Raw genomic sequence first — 12,079 nt, 5'->3', positions numbered from 1 at the left:
TCTCGTCGATCTGAATGCCGGGCATCCGCACCTCGCGGCGCCCATCACCGTTTGAGAACCCTACCAGCCGCGCATCCGCGGCCACTGGGCTTCGATTGCGTCGCTGCCCGCGGCAACGACATTGTACAGCTCGTGCTGTGACGCCGTCGCGCACGCGTGATTGGGCAGGATCCTGACCTTCGTGCCTATCGGGAGATCCGGCAGAGCTTCAGCCGAGCCCGACCTAATGGCGAGGATGCCGTGCTCCTGGCTCGCCTGCGAGACGATCAGATCCGGGTAGAGTTTGCCGGAAAGGTCGCAGGCGAGACCGTAACCCTGGTCGGCCCGCTGCGCCGCGGTGCCGCGATCGCGCGATAGAGCCATCCAGCCCGCATCGATCAAGATCCAGCCCTTCTCCGGCTTCGTGCCGATGACGGTGGCGAGAACTGAGACCGCAATGTCGTCTGTGGTGCAGACACCGACACCGTGCATCACCAGATCGAAGAACATGTAGACGCCGGCCCGCATCTCCGTCACGCCGGTCAGGTTTTCGGCGAAATGGGCGGTGGGCGTCGAGCCGACACTGACGATGGGGCATTCGTACCCCGCCTCGCGCAATTTCTCCGCCGCAGCGACGGCCACGGCCCTTTCGTTCTCCGCAGCCTCTACGAGAGCCTCGGACGTGCAGAGGCTGTAGGATTCCCCGGCATGGGTGAGAATGCCGGCGAGCTTGACGCCGGCTTCGGCCAGGGCGTCTGCAACGGCAAAGAGCCGGGGATCGGTGGCGGTGAGACCGCCGCGGTGGCCGTCGCAGTCGATCTCGATGAAGGCCGACGGTGTCACACCAGCGGCGCGGCCGGCCTCGCCCAGGATCGTCGCCTGTTCGGGCGAATCGAGCAGCATCTTGAGGTCGATGCCAACCTTCCGGAGACGCATCGCCCTTTCGGCGGTGTGCTGTGCCAGGCCCACGGCATAAGTCATGTCCCGTAAGCCGTACTGCGCGAAGTACTCCGCCTCCGCCAAGGTTGAAACGGTGATCGGCCCCGACCCGGACGGATAGGCGCGCCGGGCGACCTCGATGGATTTCGCGGTTTTCATGTGGGGGCGCAGCACGACGCCTCGCGCTGCCATGCGAGAGGACAAACGGGCGAGATTACGATCCAGCCGGTCCTTGTCGAGCAGGAGGGCCGGTGTCGCCAACGTGCCGACCGTTGCGGCCGTCTCGCCGGACCCGGCGTTCGGGATATCCGTTCCGTACAGCTTCAAGCGCATCATCCGACGTCTCCTAGCCGAAGGACTGGTTGGCGAGCGCGAACAAGCGCGCCGGCCCGGTCGATGGCATCTGCGTCCCAAGGACCATGGTGGTGGCGCCGCTGACTTGCTGCAGCCCGATGCCTTCGAGCCACTCCCCGAGTTGCGAGGTGATAGGGGTATCGATCCGGACGAAAACACTCCCGAGGGGCGCGAGCGCGACCTCGATCAATGCGCGCGCATCGGTCGGGCTCTCGGCGACCACTGGACCGATGACATGCCCCCGGCCGAAGAGACGGGAAATAGCGTAGCCGCAGGGTCTGTCGTTACGCAGCAGGACATAGCCGCCGCCGACCTCCATCAGCCGACTCAACATCTCGTGCCTCGTCCAGCCGGTGGCCTCGTGATCGAGACCCACGATCGCCTCGAAATCCGATGGAGCCATCGCCCTGACGAGGCATGGCCGCGGCGCCTCATGGCGTTCCTTATGGGGTTCCTTGGGAATTCCATGATGCTGGTGGATGACCCCGATGGGGACGAAGCCGCGGCGCTGGTAAAGTGCCATGCCTTCGGCGGTCGAATTCAGCGTGATGATCCGTGGTCGTGCCGCCGCGAGCAGCGCGTCCATCAGTCGGGCCCCGTAACCGCGTCCCTGAACAGCTTTCGAGACGATGATCATGCCAGCGGAAGCGTGGGTGTCGCCGTATAGCCACCAGCCCGCGGTCCCGATCACCACACCGGCGCGCTGCAGAACAAAGCCATGGCCTAACTGCCGCGCAAAATCCCAATCCTCAAGCCGATAAGGCCAAGACATCTCCTGCGAGAGCTTCAGGGCGCCTTCCAGATGTGCTTTCGCAAAAGGAACCAGGGCTACGGCTTCATTGTCGTGGTCTCCGGCCTGGTAAGCTGCGGTTGTCATCATGGGTCGACGTCTCTTGCTCTGATTGCCCGGCCAATTGCCACTGCCCGACCGGGCGAGTGCCACCTGATGATCCTCACGCAGTCTGCAGCGTATCTTGGCCTCGACAGCATTACGCAATCGGACTGGAGCAAAGTTCAGCACAGAATTTCATTGATGATGCGACAGAACGGCCAATCTGCTGTCACGGGCTGGCGCGTCCCAACTATTCAGCCGGTCGCTCCTGCACATCATGGTTCTTGACCGTCTGTGTATCCGCGGGAAGGTGATGTGTACGGGCGCGCCTTGGCTTTGCGCCTCGGACCGCATCGAGCTCAAACGATCAAATGTGGTCGTCTCGAACGTCCAAGGCATCTCGCAGCCCGTCGCCGATGAAGTTGAAGCTCGTCACCGCAATCGTGATTGCGGCACCGGGAATGATGGCGAGCCATGGCGCGCTCGCCAGATACTGCTGAGCGCCATTGAGCATGTTGCCCCAGCTGGGCAGCGGCGGCTGGATCCCGTAGCCGAGAAAGCTGATATAGGCTTCCAGAAGAATCGCGCGGGCGACGGCCAGGCTCGCGGCGACGATGATCGGACCCATGGCATTGGGCAGGATCTCGCTGAACATGATATTCCTCCCGCGGAGCCCCACCATACGCGCAGCCTGGACAAACTCGCGCTCGCGCAGCGAGCGGACCTCCGCCTCGACAATTCGGGCAGTCTCCATCCAGCTCGTGACGGCGATGATGACGGTGATCATCACCGGGCTGGGCCGCAGCGTTGCGGCCAGCGCCAACACGAGGAAGATCGACGGATAGGACAGGAAGCCGTCCACCATGCGCATCAGCGCCGCCCCGATCCAGCCGCCGCGATAACCCGCCGTCACCCCGACGAGCGTTCCGATTAGCGTCGACAACAACATCGCCGAGAATCCGACCAGCAGCGAAACGCGGCCGGCCATCAATAGCCGCGCAGCCAGGTCACGCCCCAGCGGGTCGGTTCCGAGGTAGTGATGACCACTCAGAGGCGGAGCAAAGCGCGCGCGCAAATCGATGTTGAGCGAGTCGTAAGGCAACGCGTAGGGAGCGACGACGCAGGCCAGCACAAGCAAGGTGATCATCGCTATGCCCGCGAGCGCCAGATGATGGCGCGTGAAGCGGTTCACCGCACGGCTTCGCCACCAGCGGGTCGGGGTCAGGTTCGCGGTGGTGATGGCGGTCATAATGCGGCTCCTGTTAGTGGCACGAACCTGCGTCTCAGCTCAAGCGAATGCGCGGATCGACGACAGCGACCACGATGTCTGCGATCAGGTTACCCAACACGACCAGGACGGCCGAGAATATCAACAGCCCCATCACGACCGGATAGTCGCTGTAACCAAGGCTATCGAGGAACAACCGTCCCATTCCCGGCCAGGTAAAGACCGTCTCGGTGACCAATGCGCCGGTCAGAAGGCTGGGCAGCTGCACCCCTGCCAGCGTGATCATCGGCAACAGCGCATTGCCGACGACGTGCTTCAGCAGGATGCGGCGCTCGCTGACGCCCTTGGCGCGAGCCGTCTTGACGAAATCCTGGGTGAGCGCATCGAGTGTCGCCGTGCGCATGTAGCGGCTCCAGATCGCGACATGAACCAGCGACAACACCACACTTGGCAAAATCAGGTGATGCAAATAGTCCAGCACCGAGCCGTCGCCGATTGCGTACATGTTGCCTGCGGGCACCCATCCGAGCTTCAGCGTGAAGATATAGATGCCGATGAGCCCGAACCAGAAAGTCGGGACCGACAGTGCGACCATGGCGCCGACCGTCGCGCAGTAGTCGAAGAGGGAATAGCGGTGGGTGGCACCGCGGATTCCGATCCAGGACCCGATCGCGATCGCCAATGCGGTGGACGTGCCCATCAGCAGCAGCGTCGCCAAGAGATGTCGGCTGATCACCGTCAGCACCGAGGAGCCATCACGATAGGAGTGCCCCCAGTCGCCCTGAACCAGTCGCCAGGCCCAGTCGAAATACTGAATCCAGAGCGGCCGGTTCAGCCCCAGCTGCTCCGAGAGCCGCGCGATGTCCTTCTGGGTCATGCCAGGATCGAGCCCGAATTGCGCGAGAGGCCCGCCCGGCATGAGGTTGAGCACCGTGAAGCCGATGATCGATACGATCACCAGCAGCACGATGCTCTGCGAAAGACGGTTGAGCAGGAACCTGGGCATTCGAGTCTCCAAGTTAGCTTGACAGTGCCAGTCGGTCGCCGCCCTTCGCCTCTGCAGACCTCGGGCGGCGATACATCAACTCGCCCAATACCAGGCCAGCGCGTTCCAGGATTCTGTGCGCGTGTTGCCGTTCGGTACGACGCCCGAAATCCCTTTCCTGGTGCCTTGGACCGCATTGGTCTGGTACAACGGAAGGAAGGGCAGGTCCCGACGGACGAGCTCTTGTACCCGTTGGTAGATCGCACGCCGGCTTTCGGAATCGAAAGTGCGCGCTCCCTTGTCGAGCAGGGCGTCAACCTCCGGATTGGCATACTGCGCATTGTTCGATCCGCGGCCGCCCTTCGCTCCGATCGACCGCGAGTGTAGGCGATTGGTGACATCCGGGTCTGCGCCGATCAGATACGAGCTGCCGACGATCACGGAATCGAACTGCGACTGCATCCAGAACTCGCCCCACATCACGGCAGCCGGCAGATTCGATATCTTCATCTCAATGCCCAACTGAGCAAATGTCTGCTGCAGGAACTGCTGTACCTGCTCACGTAGGGGATCGCCTGAGGTGGTCGAATTGGCGAAGGACAGACGAACGCCGTTCTTGGTACGAATGCCGTCCGCTCCCGGCGCCCAACCAGCCTTGTCCAGAATCTGGCCCGCCCGCTTCAGGTTGAATTCGTGCATCGGCAGATTGGCATTGAAGTAGAAGGACTGCCTCGGCATGAAGGTCTCCGTCGGAGACGGAACTCCGTAATAGAGCCCCTGGATGATCGACTCTTTATCGATCGCCGCGTAGAGAGCCTCGCGAACTGCAAGCTCCTTGAACTGCGGGCGCTCCAGGTTCAGGTAGAAGGACTCGAACGACGTTTTTGGGACGAGGGTCACCACGCGGTTCGGCAGAGACTTGGCCTCCCCGTAATGATCGGCAGTGATGTAAGGCTGCCCCACAAGATCCACGTCGCCGCTCTTGAACTGGGTGTACAGGACGGTGAGATCGGGAATGTACTTGAAAACCAGTCTCTCGATATGAGGGCCTTCGCCAAAATAGTCGGCATTGGCCACGAGTTCGAGATGATCGCCGGCGACCCGCTGGCCCCACTTGAACGGACCGGTGCCGACCGGCGCCTGATTGAAGGCGGCGCTGTTTGGATTGGCCTCCTTCTCCAGAATGTGCTTGGGCACGATGAAGGTTTCGGTCAGGAAGGACAGATACGGCGCAAAGGCCTCTTCCATCCGCCACGAGATCTCCGTGGGCGAGATCACCGTGATGTCGCGCACGAGAGCATGGCCGGCCGTGCGCCAACTCCGGAAGTTGGGGTTCGTGATCAGTTCCAGAGTGAACTTCACGTCCTCGGCGCTGAAAGGCTTGCCGTCGTGCCAGCGGGCATCGTCACGCAAGCGAATGCGCCATTTGAGCCCGTCCTCCGAAATGCCGCCGTTCTTCTGGTTCGGCACGTCCACCGCAAGATTGGGCTGAATGACGCCTTGAGGATCGACGCGGAAGAGCGCGTCGAAGACCGAGAAATGCACGCCATCGTCGACTTCGATGTGGGCCATCAGCGGATTGAAGACGGTCGGCTCTTGTCCGAGCCCGACGATCACGCGGCCGGTCGGCTTGGTCGCAGAGGTGCGCGCGAATGCAGGTTGGCCAAGAAGATTCGGCGCGATGAGCCCCGCACCTCCGCCAAATGCCACCATTCGCAGAGCATCACGCCGCGAGTAGCTCGATGTAGTCACAGAACGCCTGGTCATCACGTCTCTCCTCGCTTGTGGCGGTAGCCGCCGTGGACTTTATGGATTTGCTACATGTTGGGGCAGACTGCGCGGCTGCTCCCCCGGGATCGCTGCCACGAGTTCACGCGTGTAGGTGGATTTCGGATCGAGGAAGATCTGCGACGGCGGCCCGCGTTCCACGATCTGTCCTCGATGCATGACGGCGATTTCATCGCAGATCTGGCTTGCGACGCGCAGATCATGCGTGATGAAGATCATGGAGACGCCCGTCTCCCGCTGAATCCGGTCCAGCAGCTCCAGGATCTGCGCCTGGATCGACACGTCGAGAGCCGAGACCGCTTCGTCGGCAATCAGCAATTTTGGTTTGAACATCAGCGCCCGCGCGATGCCGATGCGCTGGCGCTGGCCGCCGGAGAACTCGTGCGGATAGCGGTCAAAGGCTCCTGAATCCAGGCCGACATGAGACAGAAGCTCCCGCGCCCGCTCACAAGCCTCGCTGTAGGGCATCCCATGCGCCACCGGACCGGCCGTGAGAATGTGCCCGACCGTCGATCGCGGATTGAGTGACGCAAAAGGGTCCTGGAAGATCATCTGGATTTTTGGCCGCAGCGACCGAAACTCGGCTTCGGAAAGCCCGGCAACGTCGCGACCTTCGAACAAAATCGAGCCGCTGTCGCTTTCCAGGAGCTTGATCAGCAGCCGGCCGAGCGACGACTTTCCCGAACCGCTTTCCCCGACAACGCCCAGCGTGCGCCCCGGCGTGAGATCGAACGAGACCCCATTGACGGCAGGCACGATGCGCTGCGTGCCGAAAAGCGCGCTGCCGCTGCGATAGGTCTTGACCAGACACTCGACCTTCAGCACGGACGCAGTGGCCGCGGCTTCCAAGGCGATGCGATCCTTGCCGGTCAGGCGCGGCACGGCCGCGATCAGGCGGCGCGTATAGAGGTGGCTGGGCGACTTCAGCACCTGTTCGGCACTACCCTGCTCTACGCAACGACCCTTCTCCATCACCACAACGGAATCGGCGATCTCCGCCACAACGCCGAAGTCATGGGTGATGAACATGACGCTCATGCCCTTGCGGCGCTGAATGTCCCGGATCAATTGGAGGATCTGCGCCTGGGTCGTCACGTCGAGTGCTGTGGTCGGCTCGTCAGCAATCAGGATCGCGGGCTCGAGAGCCAGAGCCATGGCGATCATCACACGCTGCCGCTGCCCGCCCGAAAGCCGGAATGGATACTGGTGGTACATGAGCTGCGGATCGGGCAGACCCACTTCAATCAACAGGTCTATGGCGCGACTCCGACGGGAGTGTGGAGTCCCAACGTCATGCGATGCCATCACCTCCTCGATCTGCGCGCCTACGGTCATCAAGGGGTTGAGTGCCGAGAGAGGGTCTTGAAAGATCATCGACACGACCCGGCCGCGGAGGTCGCGCAGCCTGTCGGACGAGAGTCCTACGAGATCCATCCCTTCCAGACAGATTGCCCCTGAGGACACGCGGATCGACTTGGGCAGGAGCCCCATGATCGCATTGGCCGTGACCGACTTGCCCGATCCGGATTCCCCGATGATGCACAGGATCTGACTGCGCTTTAGATCAAAGGAGACGCTCTCGACGGCGTGCACCCGCTCCATCCCTGCGGGTAAGCTCACGGTCAGGTCGCGCACCGAGAGCGCGACGTCTTCGGAGGCTGCAGCCAGGGGGGCAGAGGCCATTTGAACATTCTCCCCTTTCAACCGCCTCGGGTCATCCTGCTGCGGGCCGAGTCTTCGGCTCCTTGTGTCCCGACGATCCCTGGACAGGTCGGAAGTTCGCCGCTCATATTGACATTCCCTCTTTGGCGGCTGCGACATGATTCAGGCCTCGTTGCCCAATAGGCAGTAGCTGTTGCTCAGAACGAAACATCGACTAGGTCGGCCGCTCCATCGAGTTCAGTATGTAGCGCCCCCGTCATGGCTTGATCGCGTCGCGGAAGGTCTGTTCCTGGACAAGGCTCATGCAGTTCGCCTCTATGGACTTCGACCAATCGATAGATCTTGTATGGTTCTCCCGATTTTGACGACTTCAATCGCCCTGGAGTCGCCGAAAGGCGGCATTCGGGCAGCATGAAGTTCTGAAAACGAAGTCCGATTTGGCATTTCGGTCTGCGCCGCCAGGCCTGCGGACGCGCGTATTGGGTCTGTGCATGCCCTGCTCGACGAGGGGCCGCCGATCCGATTGCGGAGAGTGTGCGTCGGTCTCCACACCTACGAGATGCGCTGCAAGCGAACACTTCTCGCAATAATAGCCTGTGCCGAAGGCAGCAAACCGCAGGATATTCCGCCCAATAACTGATGTCCGCGGCGCGCATGCCGCAATGCCTCGGTTACGATACGGCATTCACCGGAGTCCCGCCCAATGAGCGCGCCGCTCATGCATATCGAATCCAGTCCGTCCCTGCCCCGAGAGGCAGACGTTGTCGTCATCGGCGGCGGAGTGGTGGGTGTGTTCACAAGCTACTATCTCGCCCGTCGCGGCCTCAAGGTCGCCTTGCTCGAAAAGGGCCGTGTTGCCGCCGAGCAGTCCAGTCGCAACTGGGGGTGGTGCCGCCAACAGAACCGCGATGCGCGCGAGCTGCCGATTGCAACCAAAAGCCTCGATCTCTGGGAGAGAGTTGCCGGAGAGACTGGTGAAGATACGGGTTTTCGCCGCTGCGGTCTTTTGTATCTGTCGAACGACGAGAAGGAGCTGGCGGGCTGGGCGAAGTGGCGAGATTTCGCCAGGACAGTCGGCGTCACAACTCATATGTTGAGTGCAGAAGAAGCGAACGAGAGAGGCAAGGCGACGGGCCGCAAATGGAAAGGCGGCGTCTTCTCTCCAACCGACGGGACGGCCGATCCATCGAAAGCCGTGCCCGTTGCCGCGCGTGCGATCATTGCGTCCGGTGGCTCGGTGCACCAGCATTGCGCGGCTCGCGGCCTAGAACTCAGTGGCGGCCGAGTCAGCGGAGTGGTAACCGAAACTGGCACGATCCGGACAAAGACGGCGGTTATGGCGGGAGGCGCGTGGGCTTCTTCGTTCTGCAACCAGCTTGGAATTCGTTTCCCGCAAGCGTCCGTGCGCCAATCCATTCTCGCCGTCGCTCCCCGGGCCGCCGGCCTGCCTGATGCCCTGCATACTGCGCGCGTGTCGCTGACGCGACGTAGCAACGGCGGCTACACCCTGGCAATCAGTGGCCGCGCGCGAGTCGATCCCACGCCGCAGCAGTTCAGGTTCGCCCGCGAATTCCTGCCCATGTTCGCCCGCCGGTGGCGAAGTCTCGCCCCCGGCGCCTTCGAGGGCGTGCGGCAAGGCCATGAATCCCTGGCGAGGTGGCCGCTCGATCAAGTGACTCCGATGGAGCTGAACCGGATACTTGATCCCCGGCCCGACATGGGACAGATACGACTGACGCATCGACGAGCCTGCGAATTGCTGCCGGAGCTCCGGCGCCACGCCATCTCGAACGTCTGGGCGGGTTATATCGACAGCACGCCGGATGGCATTCCCGCAATCGGTGAAGTAGAGGCGATCCCAGGCTTCATCCTGGCGGCGGGGTTCAGCGGCCACGGCTTCGGGATTGGCCCCGGCGCGGGTCATATGATTGCCGACATCATTACCGGTACTGCGCCGATCGTCGACCCCCGCCCCTACAGGCCGGAGCGCCTGAAAATGGAGGCCTGGGGCAAGGTCGCCGAGTTCTGAAAAGCAAGTCCACCGCCGGTGGGAAAAGATGCTGGTTGATGCTATGACAGCATGTATGACGCTGAAGCCTCAAAGCCTTGACGCCGCTGTCCCCCCTATCTCATGGCATGGCTATGAAGCTCGATAAGATCGACATCAGGATTTTATGCGAACTGCAGAAAAACGGGCGGGTATCCAACGTCGAGCTCGCAGAGCTGGTCAACCTTTCCCCGAGCCCATGTCTGATGCGCGTCAAGAGGCTTCAGACAGAGGGCTTCATCACCGGCTATTCTGCCCTGATCGACGTTTCCAAGCTCGGACAAACTCTGACCGTCTTCGCCGAAATCACCCTGAAGAATCATCGACAGATCGATTTCGCTCGTTTTCTCACGACTATCGAAAAGATCGATGGGGTCGTCGAATGCCACCTGGTTTCAGGCGGATATGACTACCTCGTGAAGTTTATCACAGCGGGAATCAGCGAATATCAAGCGCTGATGGAACGTCTAGTCGAAATGGATATCGGCATCGATAAATACTTCAGCTTTGTCGTGCTGAAGTCCCCCATTGTGAAATCCCACCCGCCTCTCGAAAGCATATTCAATAGCTGAGAAACGGTCTCTGACCCTGGCGATGGCGTTTGGCCGATAATCGCATCATCCCGGTGCAACAAATCAACCTTTCATCGCCGCGCGGACGTCCGGATCTTCAAGCGTCTGGTCGAGCGTCCTCCGAGTCCGCGCGATGATGCCGTCGATCTCCGCGTCCGTACAGCAGAGCGGCGGCGCATAACCCAGCACGCCCTGGGCAAAGGCGCGGATGACGAGGCCGTTGTCCCAAGCGCGGTCGAAAATACGGCGCGCCGCGTCGGCCTCCGCCGGCAGTGGCGCCTTGCGCTCCTTGTCCGTGACAAGCTCGATTGCGGCCAACATGCCGCGACCACGGACATCGCCGACAAGCGGATGATCGGCAAGCGAGCGAAGCCCCTCCATCAACCGATGGCCGGCCTTCCGCCCGTTTTCCAGCAGGCCATTTTCGTAAAGGTCAAGGCACGCGAGCCCAACCGCTGCACTGACCGGATGTGCGGAATAGGTGTAACCGTGCCCGACCGCCGCCCTGCCGGCGCCATCCGCAATCGTGTTGTAGACACGGTCCGACATGAGAACGGCCCCCATCGGCACATAGCCCGACGTCAGTCCTTTTGCCGTGGTCATGAAATCCGGCACGACGTCGTCCTCTTCACAGGCGAAGAGCGGGCCGGTACGGCCAAAGCCGGTGATGACCTCATCGGCGACGAATAGAATGTCGTGCTCCCTGCAAACAGCGTGCATGGCCTTCAGCCAGGACGGCGGCGGCACGAGGACGCCTCCCGACCCCTGTATCGGCTCGACATAGAAGGCGGCGACGCGATCTGCGCCCAGTTCGGCAATCTTGGCTCGCAGGGCCGCGACCGACGCAGCAATGATGCCCTGGGGATGGGACCCGACAGGATTGCGATAGGCATAGTGCGACGGGATCTTGTGCTGCCAGTCGTAAGGCACCCCGAAACCTGCATGGAAGGCTGGTATCGCTGTCAGACCGGACCCTGCCGTCGACGACCCATGGTAGCCATACTCGACGGAAATGAACTGGTCTTTCCGTGGCGTACCCTTGGCATGATAATAGTACCGAATGAACCGGATCGTGCTGTCGACGGCATCGGAGCCGCCCAGCGTGAAATAGACATGGTTCAGATCACCAGGCGCCAGTTCAGCGAGCCTGGCGGCGAGACGGATAGCCGGCTCGGAGCCCAACCCGAAATAGCCCGTCGCATAAGGCAATTCGCGCAGCTGCCTCGTGGCCGCCTCAACGATGCTGTCCTGTCCGTAGCCGACATTGACACACCACAGACCGGCAAACCCATCGAGCAATTGATGTCCCGAGGCGTCGGTCAGGGTTGCGCCCTTCGCAGATTTCAGCACCCGCACACCCGATGCCTCGTGACTGCGATAGGATGAGACCGGATGAACCAGATGTGCGCGGTCCAGCTCGATCAGCGAGTTGCTGAACATGTCGTCCTCCAAATCAACCCGAAAGCAAGGTAGGTGATCGAGGGCAGCAGTTCCTCCCAAACTGCGCCTGAACCAAAGGGGTTTTGACTTTCGTTGGTGATCGACGCCGCATCTTATACGGGAACGGGCCCGGCGCGTGGCGGTGCGGCTCAACTCGGAAGGTTGCTTGTGCGCAACTCTCTGCCAAAGCTTCGATCCGATACAACACAATCTGCTTTTGGCTCCAGCGAATGCGGTGCTTTATCTTATGCGA

At 61.6% G+C, this 12,079-nt stretch carries 9 protein-coding genes; 2 read left to right on the top strand and 7 right to left on the bottom strand.

Translation table 11 applies throughout. From position 1 onward, the window contains the following. Positions 1-60: 60 nt before the first annotated feature. The 6 genes from B5V03_RS32845 to B5V03_RS32820 all read right to left on the bottom strand — a co-directional run bounded on the left by B5V03_RS32845 (position 61) and on the right by B5V03_RS32820 (position 7,788). Positions 61-1,254, bottom strand: coding sequence for an alanine racemase (locus B5V03_RS32845; protein ID WP_129274535.1), 1,194 nt, complete (start codon positions 1,252-1,254; stop codon positions 61-63). A 10-nt stretch (positions 1,255-1,264) separates the two neighbouring features. Next, entirely contained in the window at positions 1,265-2,149 is an 885-nt protein-coding gene (locus B5V03_RS32840; RefSeq protein WP_129274930.1) for a GNAT family N-acetyltransferase, read from the bottom strand. A 322-nt stretch (positions 2,150-2,471) separates the two neighbouring features. Further along, positions 2,472-3,353, bottom strand: a complete 882-nt coding sequence (locus B5V03_RS32835; RefSeq protein WP_129274534.1) for an ABC transporter permease — start codon at positions 3,351-3,353, stop codon at positions 2,472-2,474. Between the two features lie 34 nt (positions 3,354-3,387). Then, positions 3,388-4,338 carry an ABC transporter permease gene (locus tag B5V03_RS32830; RefSeq protein WP_129274533.1) on the bottom strand — a complete coding sequence of 317 codons (951 nt, stop codon included), beginning with the start codon at positions 4,336-4,338 and terminating at the stop codon, positions 3,388-3,390. Positions 4,339-4,413: 75 nt separating this feature from the next. Next, complete coding sequence (locus B5V03_RS32825) at positions 4,414-6,084, bottom strand: peptide ABC transporter substrate-binding protein (protein ID WP_129274532.1); 1,671 nt, start codon at positions 6,082-6,084, stop codon at positions 4,414-4,416. Between the two features lie 39 nt (positions 6,085-6,123). After that, entirely contained in the window at positions 6,124-7,788 is a 1,665-nt protein-coding gene (locus B5V03_RS32820; protein ID WP_129274531.1) for an ABC transporter ATP-binding protein, read from the bottom strand. A gap of 682 nt (positions 7,789-8,470) precedes the next feature. Between B5V03_RS32820 and B5V03_RS32815 the strand changes: the two genes are divergently transcribed. Together B5V03_RS32815 and B5V03_RS32810 are read left to right on the top strand one after the other, a co-directional pair. Continuing rightward, entirely contained in the window at positions 8,471-9,796 is a 1,326-nt protein-coding gene (locus B5V03_RS32815; protein ID WP_129274530.1) for an NAD(P)/FAD-dependent oxidoreductase, read from the top strand. A gap of 113 nt (positions 9,797-9,909) precedes the next feature. Then, positions 9,910-10,386 carry an Lrp/AsnC family transcriptional regulator gene (locus B5V03_RS32810; protein ID WP_129274929.1) on the top strand — a complete coding sequence of 159 codons (477 nt, stop codon included), beginning with the start codon at positions 9,910-9,912 and terminating at the stop codon, positions 10,384-10,386. A gap of 63 nt (positions 10,387-10,449) precedes the next feature. Here B5V03_RS32810 and B5V03_RS32805 read toward each other — a convergent pair whose 3' ends face one another. Continuing rightward, positions 10,450-11,826 (bottom strand): aspartate aminotransferase family protein, encoded by a 1,377-nt coding sequence (locus tag B5V03_RS32805; RefSeq protein WP_129274928.1) that lies wholly within the window; start codon positions 11,824-11,826, stop codon positions 10,450-10,452. Positions 11,827-12,079: the final 253 nt, after the last annotated feature.

The organism is Bradyrhizobium betae, from assembly GCF_004123905.1.
Classification (GTDB): Bacteria; Pseudomonadota; Alphaproteobacteria; order Rhizobiales; family Xanthobacteraceae; genus Bradyrhizobium; species Bradyrhizobium betae_A.
The sequence above is the reverse complement of the archived record's forward strand: the minus strand, read 5'-3'. Positions and strand labels throughout refer to the sequence as shown.